Origin of the sequence: Flavobacterium sp., assembly GCF_035760125.1 — a bacterium.
In the GTDB taxonomy this organism is placed as follows: Bacteria; Bacteroidota; Bacteroidia; order Flavobacteriales; family Flavobacteriaceae; genus Flavobacterium.
In genome coordinates this window covers 1-22,243 of the sequence record NZ_DASTTN010000303.1, presented here as the reverse complement: position 1 = coordinate 22,243, position 22,243 = coordinate 1, and the positions used below count along the sequence as shown (strand labels likewise).

Annotated in this window: 18 protein-coding genes; 1 reads left to right on the top strand and 17 read right to left on the bottom strand. The window is 34.2% G+C overall.

Features of this window, described 5'->3' with window-relative positions:
• From VFS71_RS10960 to rpsF, 4 genes are all read right to left on the bottom strand, one after another.
• The coding region (locus VFS71_RS10960) for a TonB-dependent receptor (protein ID WP_326401266.1) at positions 1 to 1,483 on the bottom strand (1,483 nt) is incomplete at its 3' end.
• Positions 1,484 to 1,583: 100 nt separating this feature from the next.
• Entirely contained in the window at positions 1,584 to 2,024 is a 441-nt protein-coding gene (rplI, locus tag VFS71_RS10955; RefSeq protein WP_111408722.1) for a 50S ribosomal protein L9, read from the bottom strand.
• A gap of 66 nt (positions 2,025 to 2,090) precedes the next feature.
• Entirely contained in the window at positions 2,091 to 2,387 is a 297-nt protein-coding gene (gene rpsR / locus VFS71_RS10950; RefSeq protein WP_007138295.1) for a 30S ribosomal protein S18, read from the bottom strand.
• 5 nt (positions 2,388 to 2,392) lie between these two features.
• Positions 2,393 to 2,734 (bottom strand): 30S ribosomal protein S6, encoded by a 342-nt coding sequence (rpsF, locus tag VFS71_RS10945; protein WP_077370382.1) that lies wholly within the window; start codon positions 2,732 to 2,734, stop codon positions 2,393 to 2,395.
• 165 nt (positions 2,735 to 2,899) lie between these two features.
• Between rpsF and VFS71_RS10940 the strand changes: the two genes are divergently transcribed.
• Positions 2,900 to 3,595, top strand: a complete 696-nt coding sequence (locus VFS71_RS10940) for a LytR/AlgR family response regulator transcription factor (protein WP_111408723.1) — start codon at positions 2,900 to 2,902, stop codon at positions 3,593 to 3,595.
• Between the two features lie 10 nt (positions 3,596 to 3,605).
• Here VFS71_RS10940 and priA read toward each other — a convergent pair whose 3' ends face one another.
• The 13 genes from priA to VFS71_RS10875 all read right to left on the bottom strand — a co-directional run bounded on the left by priA (position 3,606) and on the right by VFS71_RS10875 (position 22,170).
• Positions 3,606 to 6,056 (bottom strand): replication restart helicase PriA, encoded by a 2,451-nt coding sequence (priA, locus tag VFS71_RS10935; RefSeq protein ID WP_326401265.1) that lies wholly within the window; start codon positions 6,054 to 6,056, stop codon positions 3,606 to 3,608.
• Positions 6,057 to 6,080: 24 nt separating this feature from the next.
• Positions 6,081 to 6,833 carry a subclass B1 metallo-beta-lactamase gene (gene bla-B1-FLAV, locus VFS71_RS10930; RefSeq protein WP_326401264.1) on the bottom strand — a complete coding sequence of 251 codons (753 nt, stop codon included), beginning with the start codon at positions 6,831 to 6,833 and terminating at the stop codon, positions 6,081 to 6,083.
• Between the two features lie 16 nt (positions 6,834 to 6,849).
• Positions 6,850 to 7,284: a DUF2147 domain-containing protein gene (locus VFS71_RS10925; protein WP_326401262.1), complete on the bottom strand. Its 435-nt coding sequence runs from the start codon at positions 7,282 to 7,284 to the stop codon at positions 6,850 to 6,852.
• 114 nt (positions 7,285 to 7,398) lie between these two features.
• Positions 7,399 to 8,331, bottom strand: coding sequence for a YihY/virulence factor BrkB family protein (locus VFS71_RS10920; protein WP_326401261.1), 933 nt, complete (start codon positions 8,329 to 8,331; stop codon positions 7,399 to 7,401).
• A 3-nt stretch (positions 8,332 to 8,334) separates the two neighbouring features.
• The gene (gene nadC, locus VFS71_RS10915) at positions 8,335 to 9,192 is read right to left on the bottom strand and encodes a carboxylating nicotinate-nucleotide diphosphorylase (RefSeq protein ID WP_326401260.1); all 858 of its coding nucleotides are present in this window, start codon (positions 9,190 to 9,192) and stop codon (positions 8,335 to 8,337) included.
• A 221-nt stretch (positions 9,193 to 9,413) separates the two neighbouring features.
• Positions 9,414 to 10,790 carry a M28 family peptidase gene (locus VFS71_RS10910; RefSeq protein WP_326401259.1) on the bottom strand — a complete coding sequence of 459 codons (1,377 nt, stop codon included), beginning with the start codon at positions 10,788 to 10,790 and terminating at the stop codon, positions 9,414 to 9,416.
• 140 nt (positions 10,791 to 10,930) lie between these two features.
• On the bottom strand, positions 10,931 to 13,030 hold the full coding sequence (locus VFS71_RS10905) for a glycoside hydrolase family 97 protein (protein WP_326401258.1): 2,100 nt from the start codon (positions 13,028 to 13,030) through the stop codon (positions 10,931 to 10,933).
• A gap of 215 nt (positions 13,031 to 13,245) precedes the next feature.
• Positions 13,246 to 15,168 (bottom strand): discoidin domain-containing protein, encoded by a 1,923-nt coding sequence (locus tag VFS71_RS10900; protein ID WP_326401257.1) that lies wholly within the window; start codon positions 15,166 to 15,168, stop codon positions 13,246 to 13,248.
• Positions 15,169 to 15,310: 142 nt separating this feature from the next.
• Positions 15,311 to 17,611, bottom strand: a complete 2,301-nt coding sequence (gene bglX, locus VFS71_RS10895; RefSeq protein ID WP_326401256.1) for a beta-glucosidase BglX — start codon at positions 17,609 to 17,611, stop codon at positions 15,311 to 15,313.
• A complete protein-coding gene (locus VFS71_RS10890) occupies positions 17,608 to 18,315 on the bottom strand; it encodes a prolyl oligopeptidase family serine peptidase (protein ID WP_326401255.1) in 708 nt (235 codons plus the stop codon). The genes bglX and VFS71_RS10890 overlap by 4 nt, the downstream gene beginning before the upstream one ends.
• 13 nt (positions 18,316 to 18,328) lie before the next feature.
• A complete protein-coding gene (locus VFS71_RS10885) occupies positions 18,329 to 19,717 on the bottom strand; it encodes a glucoamylase family protein (RefSeq protein WP_326401254.1) in 1,389 nt (462 codons plus the stop codon).
• 76 nt (positions 19,718 to 19,793) lie between these two features.
• Positions 19,794 to 20,696 (bottom strand): LamG domain-containing protein, encoded by a 903-nt coding sequence (locus tag VFS71_RS10880; protein WP_326401253.1) that lies wholly within the window; start codon positions 20,694 to 20,696, stop codon positions 19,794 to 19,796.
• A gap of 19 nt (positions 20,697 to 20,715) precedes the next feature.
• Positions 20,716 to 22,170, bottom strand: coding sequence for a RagB/SusD family nutrient uptake outer membrane protein (locus VFS71_RS10875; protein ID WP_326401252.1), 1,455 nt, complete (start codon positions 22,168 to 22,170; stop codon positions 20,716 to 20,718).
• Positions 22,171 to 22,243: the final 73 nt, after the last annotated feature.

Here is a 22,243-nt window from a genome sequence, read left to right as displayed (position 1 = left end):
TATCAGTAATCTGAAAAACTTTTTGATCTAAAGTATTATTAATTGAAAAAGGTTCATGACCTGCAATAATATAATTGGCTCCAGCCCCATCTTGAATATTAATAATAGGTGCAGGAGTAGAAAATGGGTTTCTAAAATCATTGAAATAAGTATAACCTGCCTGCAATTTGTTTGAAACTTTCTCACTAATTTTTGAATTCAACTCTATCAAGAAAGAACTCAACTCATTATTGATTTGATATCCTGCATTTTGAAATTGAAGAATAGAAGCACTTGGTCCTCTATATCCCAAAGCAGTTGGATGCGCAGGTTTGTCTTTTGAAGCATCCAAAAAATTATATATAACCGCCAGTTTATTATTATCGTTGATATTCCAATCTAGTTTTATAATCCCTTTATTGGAATTTGATTTGTGAATGAAACCTTGATAAGCTCCTGGATCATAGCCAAAACTATTACCATTGGCATCTTTTAAGTTCGCTAAAGCATTATATACGGCTATCAAATCACTTTCTAATACTCTTGATTCATTCACACCTGTAACCCCATCACCATTGTTTGCCACAAAGCTTGAACCTAAATCGCTTCGCTTGTCAATTTCATAATTGGCAAAAAAGAATAATTTATCCTTTATAATTGGCCCTCCAATACTAAACCCAGCTTGTGTCTGTTCTAAAGAAGGCACAAAAATATTTTCACCATGTACTTTGTCGCCTGTCATATCCTCATTTCTAAAATAACCATATGCAGTACCGTGAAATTCATTTGAACCCGATTTTGTTACAGCATTAACCGAAGCTCCAGTAAAACCCGACAAAGTTACATCATAAGGTGCAGTCGCAACTTGTATTTGATCAATTGCATCCAATGAAATCGGTTGAGCATTTGTTTGACCTCCAGGTGTTGCAGCATCCAATCCAAAGGGATTATTAAAAACGGCTCCATTCAAAGAATAATTATTGTATTGATCATTTCTACCTCCAAACGAACCTCCACTTGCTGTTGGTTCCAATCTTGTAAAATCTTCAGCTGATCTTGAAATAGATGGTAAAGCTGCCAATTCTTTTCTACCAATTGTTGTTTCAGCACCTGTCTTATTGCTTTGAAAAATTTTATTTTTAGAATTTACAATTTTAACTTCTTCTAATGTTTGACTTTCATCAGTCAAAACGACATCTAAACTAAAAGTCTTTCCTAATTCAAGATAAACATCACTGAACTCTTCTTTATGAGAACCTATAAAGGTCACTGTCACTTTATAAGGACCACCAACCCTCATGTTCAAAATACTAAATCTTCCTTCGTCATTCGAAATCGAAGAATATTTAGTCCCTGTTGGTGTATGAACAGCCAGAATTGAAGCGCCAGGGACTGACTCACCTGTTGCATTTTTCACAACTCCCTTAATATTAGAGGTTGTAGTTTGCCCCGACATCACAAAGAAGCCGAAAACAAAAAAAAATAATGTTAATAATTTTTTCATTTTGGAAGGTTTTTATATTGGTTTGGCATCAAAATTAGATAAAAAAAAATCACTCCGAAGAGTGATTTTTTAATTTTATTAACAAAATGTTAACTGAATGTTATTTTTCAGCGATGATTTCATAAGGCAATTCAACAATAACATCTCTGTGTAATCTAACAGAAGCGCTATATTTACCAATACGTTTTACAATCCCTGAAGTGATAAATTTTCTATCAATTACTTGACCACCTTTAGCCAAAGCTTCAGCGATATCAATGTTTGTAATTGAACCAAATAATTTTTCACCACCTGCTTTTGCAGAAATTTTAATTTCGATAGCTTTCAAAGTTTCAGCCAATGCTTTAGCGTCAGCTACAACTTTAGCTTCTTTGTGAGCTCTTTGTTTTAGGTTTTCAGCCAATACTTTCTTTGCAGAAGAAGTAGCTAAATGAGCGAATCCTTGTGGAATTAAGAAATTACGACCGTATCCGTTTTTCACAGTTACTACATCATCTTTAAATCCTAAATTTTGAACATCTTTTCTTAAAATAAGTTCCATGTTGTTGTCCTTTATTTGAGAAGTTAGGTTTCATATTTCAGAAAACCAACAACTGTTAATTTTTAATTATTTTAATAAATCGGCCACGTATGGCATTAAAGCTAAGTGACGAGCTCTTTTTACAGCTACAGATACTTTTCTTTGGTATTTTAATGAAGTTCCTGTTAAACGACGAGGAAGAATTTTTCCTTGCTCGTTAACGAATTTCAATAAGAAATCAGCATCTTTATAATCAATATATTTGATACCTGATTTTTTGAAACGACAATACTTTTTAGTTTTGTTAGTTTCTATGTTCAAAGGCGTAAGATATCTGATATCCCCGTCTTTTTTTCCTGAAGCAGATTGTTGTAATGTTGCCATGATAATTAAGCTTTTTGAGATTTAAGTTTTGCTCTTCTTCTTTCAGCCCAAGAAATAGCATGTTTGTCAAGACTTACAGTTAAGAAACGCATAACTCTTTCGTCACGTCTAAATTCAGTTTCAAAAGCGATAAGAACTTCTCCTGATACTTTGAATTCGAACAAGTGGTAAAATCCACTTTTTTTGTTTTGAATTTCGTAAGCCATTTTTTTAAGGCCCCAATCTTCTTTCGACACCATTTCTGCTCCTCTACTAGTAAGAAAATCTTCAAATTTGCTTACTGTTTCCTTTACCTGAACTTCAGATAAAACGGGATTTAAAATGAAAACAGTTTCATAATGATTCATAAAAAATTTATTTATTTGTTAAATTGGGTGCAAAAGTAATCTTTTTTTCTGAACATGCAAGTGCAAAAACACTATAATCGACGAATGACTAAAAAAGATTTGATTTTTTTAGATTTATTAAAAAAAAAAACTATTTTTACTTAACCAAATCAAAAATTTGAAATTATGAAACTAAACTGTGTAGTCGTAGATGATAGTTCAATACAAAGAATGATTATTGCAAAGTTAGTTAATAATCACACTAACTTAAATTTAATTGGTGATTTTTCTAATGCAATAGAAGCCAAAAGTTGTATGACTGTTCATACGGTAGACTTAATATTTCTTGATATTGAGATGCCTGTTATTAGTGGTTTTGATTTCCTTGATGGTTTAAAAACCAAACCCCAGATTATTTTCATCACCTCAAAAGCAGAATACGCAATGAAAGCTTTTGATTATGATGCTACAGATTATTTACAAAAGCCTATTTCTATTGAGCGTTTTAATGCTTCAGTTCGTAGGGCTATTGATCACTATCTTCTTAAGAAAGAAAACAAAGAAGATGAAGGTGAACATATATTTATAAAAAGCAATCTGAAGAAATTAAAAGTTTTTACTTCTAAGATTAAATGGATTGAGGCTTTTGGTGATTATGTAAAAGTAGTCACGGAAGACGACAGTAATCTTGTGCTTTCGACAATGAAATCATTTGAGAATGATTTGTCAAAAGATAAATTTATAAGGGTTCACAAATCTTATATTGTAAATATTGACAAGATTGATCGTTTCAATAGTAAGTTTGCCGAAATTGGAGTGACGAAAATTCCTTTAAGTAGAAACAAAAAAGAAGATTTAGTAAAAGCACTTGCCTATTCTTAAAAATTTTACTTTAATAAAAATCAACATTTACAGTAACTTTTATAGCTCTGTATTGTGAAACAGCTTCAAAACTATTCAGTATCTTCTGAATAGTTTTTTTTGTACTCACAATTGATGTGTTTTGAGGAATCTTAATAATGATAGTTCTAATGTACTCATTTCGGATTCTACTGATAGCAGGCTCTTCGGGACCTAAAACTGGCATAGTCAAGTTTTGGCTTAAAACTTGATATAGCCACATAGCACCTTCCTTGAGCTTATCAAAATCACGTTGCTTCAAGGTTAATTTTACGATCCTAAAATATGGTGGGTATTTATAAATTTGCCTGTCATACAATTGCTCTTTATACATTCCTCCAAAATCGTTATTAGTAACTTGCTGAATAGTATTGTGATTTGGGTTATAAGTCTGAATAATTACCTTTCCTTTTTTCTCAGATCTACCTGCACGTCCTGCCACTTGGGTCATCATTTGAAAACTTCTTTCGAATGCCCTAAAATCGGGATGATACAACATGGTATCTGCATTCATAATACCAACCAAATTGACATTATCAAAATCCAATCCTTTGGCAAGCATCTGAGTTCCTACCAAAATATCAAATTCCCTATTCTTAAAACTATCAATAATTTTTTCGAAACCAAATTTCCCGCGTGTTGTATCCTGATCCATCCTACCAATTTTTGCACTAGGAAAAATAGTCAATAATTCTTGCTCAATTTGCTCTGTTCCTAAACCCTTGGTAGTCAAATCAACACTATGACAAGCATGACAATGAGTAGGATTTGCAATAGCGTAACCGCAATAATGACAACGCAATTGATTCTTGTGTTTATGGTACGTCAAACTTACATCACATGACTGACAATGCGGAACGTGACCACAGGTAATACATTCGATAATTGGCGAATAACCCCTTCTATTTTGAAACAAAATCACTTGTTCTTCCAAAGACAATGCAGTCGTAATTTCGTCTATTAAAACATCACTAAAATGACCATTCATTTTTTTTCGAAAGTATTTGTCTTTCAAATCCACCAATTCAACTTCCGGCAAACTCACATTCCCAAAACGCTTTAAAATTTCAACAAAACCAAATTTGCCAGATACCGCATTATAATAGGTTTCAATACTTGGAGTAGCAGAACCTAAAAGCACTTTGGCCTGATGCGCATTTGCCAAAACAATAGCTGCATCGCGGGCATGATAGCGAGGCGCAGGATCAGATTGCTTAAAAGTTTGTTCATGCTCTTCATCAATAACCACAAACCCCAAATCATGAAAAGGTAAAAACAAAGCCGATCTGGCTCCAATTACAATTTGGGCTTTTTCTTCATTTAACAAAACCTGATTCCAAACTTCGACTCTTTCATTATTGCTGTACTTCGAATGAAAAACAGCTACTTTATTTCCGAAATGAGCTCTCAATCTCGAAACCAATTGAGCAGTCAAAGCAATTTCGGGCAACAAATACAATACTTGTTTTCCGGTAGCTAAATATTCTTCTATAAGTTTGATGTAAATTTCAGTCTTACCACTTGAAGTGATTCCATGTAAAAGACATACTGGTTTTTCCTTGAAATTTTCTTTTATGGATTCAAAAGCCACATATTGGTCAGCACTTAATTTAAGCTCACCATCCCTTCCATTTCCAGCAAAATTAATTCGGTCTTCCTGCAAAAAATACTCTTCAAAAACTTCTTTTTCAACCAATGCTTTAACAACAGCCGAAGAAGACTGAGCCGTCTCGACAAGTTTCTTAACTGTAATAGGCTTTTTTTCGGAAGCGCTTAATTGGAAATAATTTAAAACTATTTCTTTTTGTTTGTTGGCATTTTTCAGAATTTCAAGCAATTCTTTTAAACCATCGTTCGTATTGTATTTTTCATGCAATCGAACATATCGCACTAATTTTGGTTTGTAGCTTTCCTGAATCTCTTCTTGCAGTACTAAAATATTTTTATCAATCAATTTTTGAATAACAGGGAAAATATTCTTCTTATTCAGAATTGAAATAATATCCTGTACTTTCAAAGAACTCTGTTTTTGCAGAGCCTCATAAACTAAATATTCATCATCCGAAAGTAAACTTTCATCAACATAGACATCATTTTTTCTTGTTATAACCGTTTCGCTTTCCAACAACAAAGCACTTGGCATAGCACCTCGATACACATCACCAAGCGCACACATATAATAATCGGCAATCCAAATCCAATGATTGATTTGAAACTCAGTAACTATAGGAGTATTGTCTAAAATTTGATGAATTTCTTTGGCTTCATATAATGTTGGTTTGTTATTATGAATTTCAATCACCAAAGCCGTGTAGATTTTACTTTTCCCAAAAGGCACCGTCACCCTCATTCCTTTTTTTATAAAAAGAAACTCAGCTTCAGATACACGATAGGTAAATGTTTTGGCTAAAGAAAGCGGTAAAATAACTTCGACGAAATGCATGTAAAGATTTTATAGTCTGTAAAATTACTTTTTATTTAATCCAACAGACGCATTTTTTTTATATTCCTGCACCAATTTCAAAGTATGCCCCAAAGACTCTGTATCTGTCCAATTTTCATGACCCGGAATAATATATTTCGGATTTTTAAATTTTGCCTGTACTTTTTTAATAGATTTCTCCCACTCATTCACATTGGCATCCCCCAAATATCCTAAATCTTTTGCCTCAGCACTTTTAACAAAGCATCCTCCATAAAGTACTTTTTCTTTATCAAACCAAACTACAATATTATCCGGTGCATGTCCTTTTCCTGGATAATAAACTTCAAATTTATATTCTCCTACTTTAAAAATAGTATCATTCGGAATTACAAATTCGGCTCTTTTTTCATTTCTAGCTTTTAAAATCCTGTCAGTTAGTTTTATAGTATACGTTTTAATTCCTTTTTGTCTAAAAAATTCCAAACCTCCTGCGCGATCGTCATGAGAATGCGTTGCAAAACACATCACAATATTTTTATTATGTTTAGATTTTATACTATCTAATAAAGGCTGAAATTGAGATTTATCCCAAGGTGCATCAAATAAAACAGCTCCTTTATCTGTAACCAGATACATCGCATTTGCAGAAATGAGAGCTCCTTTATAATCATGAAAAGTTTTATAAACATAAAAGTCACCTATAAGATGACTTATTTGCAAAGGCGAATTTTTAGATTGTCCAAAACTATTTGACAGTATTATGAAAAATAAAATTATCGCTGCTACTTTTCGCATTTTATATATTAAGAAATTAATTTTTCACTCTATACCAGTATTGCGTTCTTCCAAACAAAGAAACACCAACAAAACCTCTCACTTTTAGTTTGTCTTTACCGTCTAGTGCTATTAAACATTTATATTCCTCTCCTTTTAAAGGATCTAAAATTTTACCTCCATTGTATTCATCTCCATCCTTTTCAAGACCTTTGATGATTATTAATCCCAAAATTGGTGCATTTTTATCTTCACCAGAACATTTTGTACAAAGAGATTTTCTTTTTTCTGGATTTAATACATCTGTAATTTTTCCATAGATTTTTCCTGATTTCTCATAAATTTCTACGATAGATTTGGCTTGTCCTGTCTCATCATCAATGGTTTTCCATTTTCCAAAAACAGTTTGGCTTTGGGCATTGAAAATCATTGCAAAAAACACAACTAAACTAAATACGATACTTTTTTTCATTTTTCTTAAATTATTGTCTCACTTTTTTTATTATTCCAAATCGCCGTAAAAAAAGCCCCTTGGATTTCTTTTGACAAGAATACAAAATTCCATTTAAACAATCTCACTATATTGCTAAACTTTAATACTGCCTTTTGTCTTTTTTAGCTTATGAATTGTAGCATTCAATTCGAATCCCAACAACAAAATCATACAGTTAATCCAAATGTAAAACATCATGATTAACAATGTTCCAATCGAACCGTACAATTCGTTGTATTTTGAAAATCGAATTACCCAAATTCCAAAAAAATAAGAGGAAATAATTATAAGTACCGTTGTAAAAACAGAACCTACACTAATAAATGGAGGCTTATGTGACTGTTTTGTTCCATATCGTAATAAGATAGAAGTTGTTATTAATATCATCAAAATCACAAAAAGGTATCTTCCCATAATAATCAACGGAATTTGATCACTCAATACGTCCTGTATTGTTGTGCTTTGAATCACAACTTCAAAAACAACGATAATTGCAACGGTCAAAAGCAGAATAATGGAAAGCAACAAAGAAATTCCTAAAGCAACAAAGTACTGGTTTAAAAAACCTCTTTTTTCCAAAACATGTCGGGAAGATTCAAATCCGCCAAGAATTCCATTTATACCGTTTGCCATCAAGAAAATAGACAGTAAAAATCCAGAAGACACTAATCCAGAGTGACTATTGTTAAGAATATCGTTTATGATATTGGCGATTGCATCATAGGTATTTGGCGGCACTCCATCTTTTACAAATTCAAGAAAATCATTTTGAAATCCTTCAATTGGTATGTAGGGAATTAAGTTTAAAATAAATAATGCAAAAGGAAACAAAGCCATAAAAAAACTAAATGCAACCGCGCTTGCATGATAGGAAAATGCTCCATCGATGATTCCCTCAAAATACAATTCCAATAAATCATAGAAAGAAAAACCTCCCAAACCAGGAACTTTAATCTTTTTCAAGACATGCATTAAGTTTCTTACAACTGGAATTTTTTCGAGTTTAGCCTCAATTATTAAACTCATATTCTAAATTGCTTTTAGACTTAAATCCATATTATAAACAGAATGAGTTAACGCTCCCGATGAAATATAATTGACACCGCATTCAGCATAGAACCTCATCGTATCTTCGTTGATATTACCCGAAGATTCCGTTTGGCATTTATCACCTATTAAGGCCACTGCCGTGCGAGTATCATCATAATTGAAATTATCAATTAAAATCCTGTGTACACCTTCACTTTTCAAAATCTCTTCAATTTCAGCAAGGTCTCTGGCTTCAACAATTATTTTAAGATCTAAATTATTTTCTTTTAGATAGGCTTGTGTTTTGGCAATCGCCAATGTAATACCACCTGCGAAATCAATATGATTATCTTTTAGCATTACCATATCATACAACGCGAACCGGTGATTTTCTCCACCTCCAATTTTAACTGCCCATTTTTCGGCTACGCGAAATCCAGGTGTTGTTTTTCGTGTATCCAATATTTTTGTATTAGTACCTTTCAATAATTGTACAAAACTATTCGTTTTGGTCGCAATCGCACTCATGCGTTGCATTGTATTTAATACTACTCTTTCGGATTTTAAAATTGATTGAGAACTACCCGAAACATGAAAAACAACATCCCCTTTTTTGACAGCAGCTCCGTCTTCAATAAAGGTTTCGATTTGCATTTTAGGATCTACATATTCAAATATCATTTTGGCAAACGCAACCCCTGCAATTATACCATCCTCTTTTACCAATAATTTTGCTTTTCCTTGAGCATTGGCAGGAATACAGGCTAATGAGCTATAATCTCCAGATCCTACATCTTCTCTAATAGCATTTGCAATTAAGCTATTTAATTCGCTTTGAAACTGTGCTTCACTAATCATTTTTTCATTCTTTTAATAGAATGCTAAAGTAGGATTTATTTTGTGTATTAAAAAGTAAGTCCGTTTTAAAAATTTGGAATTTCACATTTATTTATAACTATTCATTCTTTCAATTACTAAATTATCAGAAGAACTATAAATAAGACTGTTTTTCAAAAGAAAACCTATAAGTATTTGAGTTACTTACAGGTTTCCTATTTTATTTTGGTTTTGGCAACTAATTATTCTACCATATTTTGATCAATCATATAGATCAAAGCAGCCATAGTTCCTGCTCCTAGTTCTAATTCTCTTTTATTGATTGCATCAAATTTATCGTTTGCTGCATGATGATAATCAAAATAACGTTGAGAATCTGGCTTTAACCCAGCTTTCACGATTGCTTTTCCTGTCAATGGACCAATGTCCGATCCTGAATGTCCTTTTACAAAACTATGAATTAGATACGGTTCGAATAATGTTTTCCAATTTGTAATCTTATTAAAATTTGAGTCGTCACATTCTAATGAAAAACCTCTTGGAGTAAAACCTCCTTCATCACTTTCTAAAGCAAAAACGTGTTTTTCTTTATTTGCCAATGACAATTCTTCGTATTTCTTCCCGCCTCTTAACCCGTTTTCTTCATTCATAAAAAGAACTACGCGAAGCGTATTTTTAGGTTTGTAATTTAAATTTTTAAAAACATTCATCACTTCCATGCTTTGCACTACTCCTGCTCCGTCGTCGTGTGAACCATCAGCCAAGTCCCAAGAATCAAGGTGACCTCCTACTACCATGATATTATCTGGATGCTCAGTTCCTTTGATTTCACCAACAACATTGTAAGAAAGAGCATCTTCCAATTGCTGACAGGATTGCTTGAAATAAAATTTCAAATTAGGATTGCTTTTTAAAGTCTTGCTTAACAATTCGGCTCCATTAGTACTAATAGCAGCCGTTGGAATGTATTTTTCTTTTGCAATATCTCCATAGCTTTGTCCTCCTGCATGCGGATAATCGTCCAATCGCAAATTCATTGAACGCACGATTGTTCCAACTGCTCCCATATTGGCAGCTTCTTTAGCACCGGCATATCGTTGATCAACCGCTCCAGAATAGGCATCAAAGGCTTCAATAGCCCCATTATCCATAGGTCTATTATAGAACACTATTTTTCCTTTTATTTTATCCGCTCCCAAAGCTTTCATTTCATCAAAACTATGAATTTCGATTACTTCGGCAGTCAACCCATTTTTCGGAGTTGCAATTGACCCACCCAAAGCACAAATTGGCACTTTGATTTTGGTTTTATTATCTTGAATATAAGCTGTTTCTTTTTCTCCACGAACCCAATGAGGCACCATTACCTCTTGCAAATACACTTTATCAAATCCTAATTTTTCCATTTGACTTTTGGTATATTGAACCGCTTTTTCAGCTCCCACAGAGCCAGATAAACGAGATCCTACATTATTTGATAAATGATCCAACCAAGAATAACATTGCGATTTTGTTAATGCAGAATTGTAAATTTCCTTAAAAAACTGTTCGTCTTTGTTTTGGGCAAACAAAGCAACACTATTTACAAAAAGTAAAGAAAGAAGTAGTTTTTTTTTCATTTTGGGTTATTCTTAATTTATAGTTTTAATTAATCGATGTGCAATTTCGAAATTCTAAAGTAAAATTGATGTTAAAATCAAAAAAAAATCCTGCTCACTTTAAAAGTTTACAGGATTTAATGAAATCACAACTAAGTTTATTAGTTAATTGGTTCAAAACTAACGGCAGTTCCTCCACCAGGAGCTAAAACCAAATTTAATTTAGATTTATTAGTTACCTCAACAGTTCTAATTTTATAAGCCATTGGATTGTTTTTCCAATCGGCATCTTTGGCATCTTCATAAATAATAGCTTTGTATTTTTGTCCTTTGGTTAGAAAGTCTAATGCTATTTCAGATTTTCTTGCATTTTCATCCGAGATGGCTCCTAAGAACCATGTTTCTTTTCCTTTTGTTTTTCTGGCAATAGTCAAATAATCTCCAGGTTCTGCTTCCAAAATTTTGGTATCATCCCAATCCAGCGCCACATCTTTGATAAATTGAAAGGCATCCATACGTTTTTCATAGCTTTGAGGTAAATCAGCAGCCATTTGCAAAGGGGAATACATCGTTACATACAATGCTAACTGTTTAGCCAAAGTAGTATGAACCTGTTCTTTTTTATTTTTATCATAGAAACTCATTTTAATTTCGAAAATACCTGGCGTATAATCCATTGGTCCACCTAGAAGTCTTGTAAAAGGTAAAATAGTTTCGTGACTTGGTGCATTACCAACACTCCATGCATTAAATTCATTACCACGAGCAGCTTCTGCAGCAATGTAATTTGGATACGTTCGACTGTAACCTGTTGGTCGAGACGATTCATGAGAATTAAGCATTAATTTATAATCGGCAGCACGTCTTGCAACAAAGTTGAAGTGGTTCACCATCGTTTGTCCGTCATGAAATTCACCACGAGGAATAATTCTGCCAACATAACCCGTTTTTACAGCTGGATAATCGTATTTTTTCATCAAATCGAAAGCTCGGTCTAAATGACGCTCATAATTGGCAACAGATCCCGAAGTTTCATGGTGCATAATCATTTTTACGTTTTTTTCTTTGGCGTAAGCCGTAACTTCTGCCAGATTGAAATCAGGATAAGGAGTCGTAAAATCAAATACCTCTTCTTTCCAATTACCTGCCCAATCTTCCCAACCTACATTCCAACCTTCAACCAATACACCATCAAATCCGTTTTTGGCAGCAAAATCAATATATCTTTTGGTGTTTTCAGTCGTAGCACCATGTTTACCTGTCGGTATTAAATCTTGAGACGATAAATTTTGTGCGTTTTGTGAACCTGCATAATCCCAAGTAGATATACCAACATGCATTTCCCACCAAATTCCAACATATTTCATTGGTTTTATATACGAAACATCGTCTAGTTTACAAGGTTCATTTAGATTCAAAATCATTTGAGACCCCACTATATCGCGTGCATCTTTGCTTATCATAATTGTTCTCCAGGGAGATACACAAGTTGCTTGCAAATAGGCTTTATCGCCAATTGCATTCGGTACCAAATGTGAAGTAAGTTTATAATTGGTAACATCAACATCCAAATGCATGACTGGATAATTCACAACAGCAGCTTCAAATATATTGACATACAAACCCGATGGAGATTTCATCATTAAAGGTGCTTGAACTCTGCTTTTACCTAGATCGGTTGTCATCCCAATTCCTGTGTTTTTATCCAATTTAGCATTATCAATTTCAGAAAGTTTAGTTTCGTTATAAGGATATTCATTAGTATCAAAATCCCCTGGAATCCAAAAGGCTTTATAATCTTCGTTCAAATTAAAATGGGTTTCCTCATCAGATATAATGAAATAATTCAGCTTCTCTTGTTTTGGAAATTCATATCTAAAAGCTACGCCTTCATCATAAACTTTGAAAATAATATTCATTTTTACATTGGTTTCTTTTTGAACCAAAGCAATAGCAAGTTCATTATAATGATTTAAAATTGATGCTTTTTGACCTAAGACAGGTTTCCAAGATTCATTGAAAGTATTTGCTTTTGAAGATTGAATCTCAAAATTAGCATCAAGAGCGGTTTTATCTTTAAGTTTTATCCCTAAAGTACTTTCTACAATTACGGGTTTGCCATTGTAATTTACAGTATATGATGGTTGCCCATTATTTACTAATTTAAAATTGACCTCAAGGGCGTTGGAAGGAGATTTTACGCTTTGTGCATGAAGTAAACTCAAAGCAAAAACGAGAATAATAGGAAATATTTTCTTCATTTGGTTATGTATTAATATAGATAGTAAAAATACTTCTTTAGATTATAAAATTCTAAATAAAACCAAACTACCACCTTGTAGTAAAGACGAAAACGTTTTCGATTTTATTAATAAAGAGATTATAAAAATTCAATTCTTTTAAAATATATAAAGAATTGAATTTTTAGTCATTGTTCATTTAAACGAATGTCTCTCTTTTATTGCTAAATCTAAATTTAATTCGAAACAGTAAGATTGGTTTTAGGTCCAATTCCATTTTCATTAAAAGCTTCAATCGCAAAATAATAACCTGTACCCTTGTCAAGTCCTCTGAAGTCATATGAATTTCCTTCATAAACCATTATGCTGTTATATAATTTATCAGGGGCAATCCCATAGTAAATATTATAACCGACAGCGCCAGGCTGTACATCCCAATTAATCATTGCATTGCGGGAATCCTCAACACTTCTGCTTACTTTAAATCCAGTAACCGATTTTGGTTTTTCGGACAATCCATTACCAAAAACACGGAAATCAGAAACAGCAAATAAACCAGATGCGTTGTGGATATTCACCATTTTAACATAACGAGCTTCAATGGGTTTTGTTAATTCCAAATAATCATGAGGAGCATCTTTATCGCTTTTGGATTTATCAACTACCAAAGTCCAATTTTGATTATCATCCGACATAAAAATTTGATATTGATAATAAATATCCATTGCCTTGTTATGCTGCGTAGCTTTATGATCGGCATAATTAATCTGCAGGGCATTAATTCTCATTTTTCTGCCCAAATCAATTTGTAACCATTCGCCCGGTTTATCTGTTTTTGCCGACCAATAAGATTGGATATCTTCATCGGTCAAATTCTGGGCATTGTAACAAATTTTTTCAAACACTTTTTTTCCACCTGTATCCACTCTGTGAGTTTGTACATCCATACATTCTTCTGAAGAAGATACTGTTGCAGCTTTTTTGTATGAAAGCAACATCCATCCTGAGAAAGCTCCTTTGGTTTGGTCACGCTTGTTATTTGGCAACAAAGTTGGGAAATCTCCATAGGAAGTAATCGAATACATAACATCGTCTTTGTCGAATCCAGCAGGGAACATATCAATACGGCGTTCAAAACGATCTTTCACCGAAATTTTACAGGTGCCCGTATTCCAATAATTTCCGTAGTTATCCGCAAAGGTATTTCCGTGTCCAGCCCCAATTACGAATCCTCCAGGCTTGTACGACATAGGATTGTGTTTCTGGTACGTAAATGGCCCTAGAGGACTATTACCTACGTGAACACCATTGGCATAGCCTTTAAATTCCGTAGCTGGAGCTCCATACTGCATATAATACTTACCGTTGTGCTTGGTCATCCAAGCCCCTTCAATAAAATTTCCCCAAGGCGCTGGTTCCATGTCATTATTTGGCCCGAAACGTTCCCAACCATGCAGAGAAGGATCCAAATCTGCAACTGCTTTTATTTCGCCATAAGGGCGTTGAATATCTTCAACTTCGGTTGCTGCATATAGCTTTTCGTAATCTGCCTGATTTCCTTTTGGCAGCCAAGTTTTATAATCTACTTCTACTCCGCAAAGCGGTAATTTTCCACTCGAACCATAATACATGTATACTTTTTTATCGTCATCCTGAAAAATTGCAGGATCCCAAGTAGGCAACATCGCAGTATTGACATGACGAACCCAGCGACCCGATTTTGGATCAGCTGTTTTCCAAACTGGGTGGTCTTTTTTCCAAGTTGAACCTACATAAAACAAAGTATCGTTTACTACCCAAGCGGCAGGAGCACATTGGTCATCATCGCCAGGATTACGTTGAAAACTACCATAAACAAATTTCCAGTCCGACAAATCTTTGCTCCAAAAGAATCCGGCTTGGTTTGTTGCAAACAGGTAATAATCTCCTTTATAAGCAATAATTAATGGATCGGCACTTGAACGACGAGAATCCGGAATTCCATTATGGTTTGCTGTAGTATAATTGTAACCGATATTAATGGGGTTACAATATGTTGAAGCTGGTTTATTAGGATCAAACCATTTTGTTTTTCCAATACTATTGTTTTTAGATTGTGCCATACTTATTTGGTTGCACATCAATAGTACCAATGCTGGTATTAAATATAGTTTTCTCATTTTTAAAACTTTTTAAAAAATTACTTAATTTATTAGCTACTCAGATTAAACACTATACTTTGCTGTTCTGAGTGATTTTAAATTTAAAAAAAAGCCCTCCGTCTAACCAAAAACGGAGGGCAACCAAATAAACTAACCAAGCTTAATTTACTAAATTAAAACTTACCTTATTGTCTGCGTTTGAATTTCCTCCAACGAAAACTTCAAACTGTCCAGGCTCAGCAACAAATTGCAAATCAGAATTGTAAAATTTCAAATCTTCAGCGCTAATTTCGAATGTCACTGTTTGTTTTTCACCTTTTTTAAGGGCTATTTTTTGGAACCCTTTAAGTTCTCTAACCGGTCTTGTTACAGAACCAACTACGTCTCTTATGTACATTTGTACGGTTTCTTTTCCGTCGAAATTTCCAGTGTTTGCAACCTCAATGCTTACGGTTACTTTACCATTGGAATTCATTTTATCCGATGAGATTTTCAAGTTTGAATAATCAAAATTGGTATAACTCAATCCGTAACCAAAAGGAAATAATGGTTCGTTTCTTTCGTCCAGATAATTAGATCTGAATTTCTCAAATTTTCCTTCTGTGTTAACAAGAGGTCTTCCCGTGCTTTTATGGGCATAATAAATTGGTAATTGGCCAACACTCCTTGGAAATGTAGTCGTTAATTTTCCTGAAGGATTTACATCTCCAAACAAAACATCGGCAATGGAGTATCCAGCTTCGCTACCAGCAAACCAAACGTTCAAAATTGCAGGAACGGTTGCATTTTCATCATTTAAAATTAATGGACGACCATCAAAAACAACTAAAACTATCGGTTTTCCAGTTTTTAATAATGCATTCAATAAATCTTTTTGCGCTTGTGGAATTTCCAGTTTCGTACGACTACTACTCTCTCCGCTCATTTCGGCAGATTCTCCTAGTGCAGCTATAATAACATCTGCTTGATTGGCTACTTTTACAGCTTCTGCAATCATTTCATCTTTTGATCGACTATCTCTGTTCAAGGTTTTACCAAACATAGTGGCATTGGTTTCAAAAGTTTCATCATAATCAAGATTACTGCCTTTGGCGTAAAGAACATTAGTCGATTTACCCGCTACTTCCTTGATTCCAGCCAATAATGAAATACATTTTTCTCCATTTGTAGCCACACTCCAAGTTCCAGACATATTGTTTTTGGCATCCGCCAATGGTCCGATAAGTGCAATTGTTCCCGATTTTTTCAAAGGCAGCAACTGATTTTTATTTTTTAGTAAAACCAATGATTGAGCTGCCGTTTTTCTAGCCTCATCTCTACTACTTGCAGTAAAAATTTCAGTTTTGGCTCTTTTATCATCACAATATTTATAAGGATCTTGAAACAATCCTAAATCGTATTTGGCATTCAAAATAAGTGTTACCGCATTGTTGATTTGTTCAATAGTAACTTTCTTTTCATCCAATGATTTTTTCAAAGTGGTCAAAAATCCTTCACCAACCATATCCATTTCAACTCCGGCATTTAAAGCCAAAGCAGATACTTCTTGTAAATCACCCATTCCGTGAGCAATCATTTCAGGAATTCCTGTAAAATCAGTAACCACAAAACCTTTAAAACCCCATTGTTTTCTCAAAACATCTGTCATCAACCATTTATTTCCAGTGGCAGGAACTCCGTCAATTTCATTGAAAGATGCCATAACCGAACCTGCACCAGCATCAACAGCTGCTTTGTAAGGCGGAAAATAGTCATTGTACATTCTGATATGGCTCATATCAACTGTATTGTAATCACGACCTGCTTCTGGTGCTCCATATAGGGCAAAATGTTTAACACATGCTAAAATGGAATTGTTTTTGGAAAGATCGTGTTGTTGATATCCGTCTACCATAGCTTTGGCAATTTGGCTTCCTAAAAATGGATCTTCACCAGAACCTTCGGAAATTCTTCCCCAACGTGGGTCACGAGAAATATCTACCATAGGAGAAAAAGTCCAATTAATTCCATCCGCACTAGCTTCCTGTGCAGCGATTTGAGCACTTCTTTCGATCAATTTCATATCCCAAGTACATGAAAGTCCAAGAGGAATAGGAAAGGTCGTCTCGTATCCGTGAATTACGTCCATTCCAAAAATCAAAGGAATTTTCAAGCGGCTTTTTTCAACTGCAATTCGCTGTACTTCTTTTATTTTCTGAACTGATTTTATATTAAATAATCCACCGACCTTGCCTTCTTCGATTTTCTTTGCAACATCAGAGCTATTGGCTTGACCGGTGGTTATATCGCCCGAAGTTGGTAAATTCAATTGACCCAACTTTTCGTCCAAAGTCATTTTTGATAACAACTCGGCTACAAATTCGGCTTTAGGTTTAATTACAACGGCTTTTTTATTTTCTTTCTTTTGGCTATAGCCCAAAAAAACGGAGCCTAAGAGTATTACAATTAATGTCTTTTTCATTTTTTATCTGTTTTTATTTGTTTCAACATCCAAGCATACGTTTCTGGATTGTCATAAACTTGAGTCCAACAATCATGACCCGCATCATTAAAAAGAGTCAACTCAACATCTTTATTACATTTTTTCAGTTCTTTATATATCGTAATATCATTATCTACAGGAACTACATCATCGAGCAAACCATGAAAAATTCTAGTTGGTATTGCTTCCATTTTGCAAATTTCTTCCAATTGAATTATATCAACAAAACCCGAAACTGGCATAACTGCTGCAAACATTTCAGGATGTTTTAAAGCAAGACTATAAGTTCCCCATCCTCCCGAACTCAATCCTGTAAGATAAATTCTGTTGATATCAATATTATTTTCTTTCTGAACTTTTAAAATCAACTCATATAAAATATCAGGATTCCATTGCTGTCCTTCCGGGCATTGTGGTGCAAGAACATAAAAATCTAGATTGTGGTTTTTCAAATATTTGAAAGGTCCATGAATTTTCACTTTCTCTACATCCGAACCATTTTCTCCAGAACCATGAAGAAAAATTAGCAACGGCTTTTTTTCTTTAGTATTTAACGGAATATGTAATGCGTAACCCAATTCCTGTTTTTGTACTACCTCTATTTTTACTTTAGAAACAATATCTTTTTGTGCAAAAGATAGTAGCGAAAGCAAAAAAACAGGTAAGATTAGATTATATTTCATCTACCACTCCGTATTAATATCCATATTTACCAGAATGAAAACCAAGATTCAGTAAACCTTGTTTTACCTCCGGCGCATTCATAAACAATTTCCATATCAAACCGGTACGATAATTTTCAATCATTGGCGCTATCGTTCCTTGATCAATTGCCAAATAACGTGGTGTCACCCAATTAAATTGAGGTGAAAAAGCATCATAAGGCCCAGCAATTCCAACGTAAGTACTTTTCTTTTCATCATACAAAAAATGTAAAAATTTCATACTTTCTTTTGGCGTATATGGAAAAGAAGACAATGCGGCTGTAGGAGTTATAACCCCTAAATCATTATCGGTGTCATGAGCGGAATAGCCCGTTGATCCGTCAGCATTTCTAGAATAGCTTGCTGTAAGACCCCAACATTTATCAGAATAACCATTCCATTTTTTTGGATTGTCGACACAATAGCTATATATGATTTTTGCCTGATTTTGAGTTAATTCCCAATAGTTTGCATACTTATCCGATAATTGAGAAGGATCTAATCCTAAGTAAGAATATTGAGCCCAAAACAAAGGCCCAGCATTTCCAGTAGCAGTATTGTATTTGAATACTAAAGGAATTCCATACTGTGTTTTTCCTGTTGCAATAGTCCCGTTTCGTGTCCACCCTTCGTGATATGCGGCCGCAGGAATCGGATGAGTTGTGGAAGCTGCTCCTAAAATGTAAGCAATCAAACACTCATTGTATCCTTCCAATTTGAATTTCATCTCCCATTGATAGGTAGGGGACCAATGCCAATACATCGCGTTTTCACCATTAGTGTACCAACTCCATTCCACACCTTTCCATAGATTATCCGCTTTGGTAGATAATGCTTTTTCTTGGGTGTTACCGTTTTTAAAATATTCTCTCACGGCAATCAATCCTTGGCATAAGAAAGCAGTTTCAACTATATCACCACCATCATCTTTATTCCCAAAAGAAATAGCATGTCCTGTGTTTCCATCCATCCAATGTGCCCATGCTCCGTGAAAACGATCGGCTTTTCCCAAAAAGTCCATTGCGGTAGTCATTCGAGTAACGGCTTCGGCTCTTGGAATAAAACCTCTTTCTACTCCAACAATCAAAGACATTAGTCCAAAACCTGAGCCTCCAGTGGTAACTTTATTGGATTCGAAACTAGGATCATTCGTATGATAACGCTCTCTGCCTAGTTTTGAATTGGGTTCGGCATAATCCCAGAAATACTTTATAGCATCTTTTTGAACCTGATTCAAGACTTCATCATCTGTCAAAGCTGTGACAGGAGGTTTTGGAGTTGTAGGCAATGGCGTACCTCCAGTATTCCCATCCGATGGATTTGATGATGAACATGAATTGAAAAAACTCAAAAAAAATATTAAGAATAGATGATTTTTCATTTTTGTAAATTTATTGACTAAAAAAATACACACCTGATTTTTGTATAGTCAGGTGTGTAAAATAAATCCTTATCTGCTATCTTTTATCTTTTTCTAATTTGTATAAAGCAGTAACTTCATTATCCTCAAGAGCAGAATCATAAATTCTAAATTCATCCATTAAACCTGTATAATGAAGCATCCAACTATCAGGGCTACCCCAAGGCAGTCCCAAATGTTGCTGATAACCTCCAATAATAAATTTTGAAACTTCAGAATTTGCCAATTCTCCATAAGCAACACCTCCTGTTAAAGGATCACTCGCGTATCTTTTCGAGATTGAAGCAGGTAAAGCTAATTTTTGACCGTCAACATAAAGACTGTATGTTGAACTCGTACCGTTGTAAGTCCAAACCACATGTTTCCATTCTCCATACATATTATTTAAAACATTTGCCCCTGAATGTTCAATAAATTGACCTGCCCAGGGAATACTAGGTGTAACATCTTTTTGAATATGGTTTTTCATCAGCATTGTTGTAGCTGGACCAGTACCTTCAATTAATGTGAAAATATTTCCCCAAAAATCCGTTTTCTTAGGTAACATAAATAATGATTGAGCTCCTCCAGTATGTGGATCTGTTTTTATCCACATTGAAACTGAAATACTCTTAACATTTATTACAGAATTTGACACGTTATTGTAAGCAATAAATGCTGTTGGTGATCCTTTATAAGCTTCACCTTTTATACCTGCTTCATAAGTTACATCGGTTGCTACTCCGTCTGTTATTCCGTTTTTTGAATCCGTAATGTTTCCATCAAAACTAAATTTAGAAACTAAATGGTCTGCAGCTACATCATCTGAGCTATCATATCCACCAATTGACTCATAAGGAATTGGGGCGTTAACTTTATCTATACTATCCTCGTTACAACTTGCAAAAAATTGCGCAACTATAATCGAAGCAAATAAGAAAACATATCTATATTTTTTCATCTTTACTGTTTTTTAAGAATTAATAACCCGGATTTTGTTGTGATAATCCGTCTGCTTGATTTATGAATAAAGCTGGAATAGGAAACAGTTCATTTTTCCCTTCGGTAAACACTTTTCCGTCTACCGCAAAAGCTGCTTTAGCTTGACCTGTACGAACTAAGTCAAAAAATCTATCGTGCTCAAAAGCCATCTCTACTCTTCTCTCTCTCCATATTGCAGTTCTAATATCTGTTTGAGAACTAAAAGTTGTATTTGCTAATCCGGCTCTGTTTCTTATTTCGTTTAACAGCGGAATTGCATCTGATGTTTGTCCTAATTCATTTAAAGCCTCAGCTTTCATCAATTTGACTTCAGCATATCTAAGATATTTGATATCAACATCCGTTTCCCATGCATCTGTATAAGCTGATGAATACGCTTTATAATTGTATCTTTCGTTTTCCACTGTATTTGGAACAACTCTTCCATCATATAAAGTAGATCCTCTAAAAATGATTGTAGCAGCTTTTCTAACGTCTCCAGGCTCATAAGCATTTACTAAACTTTCTGATGGTGTGTTGAAACCCCATCCCCAACCACCGGCACCACGAGCACCTTGTGTGTTAGAATAACCTTCAATTCCTTTAGCTGGTGCAGCTCCTTGCGCATAGATTTCAAAAATAGATTCAGAATCAAATTTTCCTGTTGCTTTAAACATAGAAGCATAATCACTAACAATTGAGTAACCTGTAACTTTATTAGCATTATCAATTACTTGCTGCCATTTCTTTTGGTATAAGCTGACTTTCGCCAATAAAGCATAAGCAGCACCTTTTGAAGCTCTTGATCTTTCATTTGTTGAATACACTGATTTATCTGGTAATGCTGCAATTGCATCATTCAAATCATTTTCGATAAAAGCATAAACCTCTGCAGACGTTTTACGAGTCAACTGCATGATTCTATCAGAATCAGAACCAGGAACCGGTAAATGATCTACAATTGGGACTCCACCGTAGCATTTTACCAAAGTGAAATACATAAAAGCTCTTAAAAATTTAGCTTCTCCCATTAATCTAGCTCTTAAATTTGGGTCAGCCTTATCTAATTGCGGAATAATATTTAATGCCTGATTGCATCTGTTAATTCCATCATAATTTGCAATAAAAGTACTTTCTGCAGATGGGTTTGAAGCATTATAAGTCAACGCATCTAATACATCCTTATCAGTACCTGTATCTCCAGGTGAAGAACCCTTATCGGCATCATCAGAGGTAATACTTGAAAGACCTATCCATCCGAATGAAGTCATATCCCAATTCAAGAATTTATTATAAATGGCAGTAACAAACTGAGCTGCACCTGCATCATTATTATATAATTCTGTATCTTTTGTAGAAATAGATTCTGTTTGATCTACATCTAAATAATCGTCTGCACATCCCGCAAAAAAGAACGTTGAAAGTACAAACGTTGCTATATATATCTTTTTCATTGTATTAAAATTTTAAATTAGCACCAATTACAAATGATCTTAAAGTTGGATAAGCATCAAGCTCGACACCTTG

What these genes read in the sequence shown, in the direction of transcription:
- VFS71_RS10905 (WP_326401258.1), bottom strand. Translation starts at nt 13,030, where the DNA reads ATGAAGAAAATATTTCCTATTATTCTCGTTTTTGCTTTGAGTTTACTT.
- VFS71_RS10920 (WP_326401261.1), bottom strand. Translation starts at nt 8,331, where the DNA reads ATGAGTTTAATAATTGAGGCTAAACTCGAAAAAATTCCAGTTGTAAGA.
- VFS71_RS10880 (WP_326401253.1), bottom strand. Translation starts at nt 20,696, where the DNA reads ATGAAAAAATATAGATATGTTTTCTTATTTGCTTCGATTATAGTTGCG.
- VFS71_RS10925 (WP_326401262.1), bottom strand. Translation starts at nt 7,284, where the DNA reads ATGAAAAAAAGTATCGTATTTAGTTTAGTTGTGTTTTTTGCAATGATT.
- VFS71_RS10890 (WP_326401255.1), bottom strand. Translation starts at nt 18,315, where the DNA reads ATGAAATATAATCTAATCTTACCTGTTTTTTTGCTTTCGCTACTATCT.
- priA (WP_326401265.1), bottom strand. Translation starts at nt 6,056, where the DNA reads ATGCATTTCGTCGAAGTTATTTTACCGCTTTCTTTAGCCAAAACATTT.
- bglX (WP_326401256.1), bottom strand. Translation starts at nt 17,611, where the DNA reads ATGAAAAAGACATTAATTGTAATACTCTTAGGCTCCGTTTTTTTGGGC.
- VFS71_RS10885 (WP_326401254.1), bottom strand. Translation starts at nt 19,717, where the DNA reads ATGAAAAATCATCTATTCTTAATATTTTTTTTGAGTTTTTTCAATTCA.
- rplI (WP_111408722.1), bottom strand. Translation starts at nt 2,024, where the DNA reads ATGGAACTTATTTTAAGAAAAGATGTTCAAAATTTAGGATTTAAAGAT.
- VFS71_RS10875 (WP_326401252.1), bottom strand. Translation starts at nt 22,170, where the DNA reads ATGAAAAAGATATATATAGCAACGTTTGTACTTTCAACGTTCTTTTTT.
- VFS71_RS10910 (WP_326401259.1), bottom strand. Translation starts at nt 10,790, where the DNA reads ATGAAAAAAAAACTACTTCTTTCTTTACTTTTTGTAAATAGTGTTGCT.
- nadC (WP_326401260.1), bottom strand. Translation starts at nt 9,192, where the DNA reads ATGATTAGTGAAGCACAGTTTCAAAGCGAATTAAATAGCTTAATTGCA.
- bla-B1-FLAV (WP_326401264.1), bottom strand. Translation starts at nt 6,833, where the DNA reads ATGCGAAAAGTAGCAGCGATAATTTTATTTTTCATAATACTGTCAAAT.
- rpsR (WP_007138295.1), bottom strand. Translation starts at nt 2,387, where the DNA reads ATGGCAACATTACAACAATCTGCTTCAGGAAAAAAAGACGGGGATATC.
- rpsF (WP_077370382.1), bottom strand. Translation starts at nt 2,734, where the DNA reads ATGAATCATTATGAAACTGTTTTCATTTTAAATCCCGTTTTATCTGAA.
- VFS71_RS10940 (WP_111408723.1), top strand. Translation starts at nt 2,900, where the DNA reads ATGAAACTAAACTGTGTAGTCGTAGATGATAGTTCAATACAAAGAATG.
- VFS71_RS10900 (WP_326401257.1), bottom strand. Translation starts at nt 15,168, where the DNA reads ATGAGAAAACTATATTTAATACCAGCATTGGTACTATTGATGTGCAAC.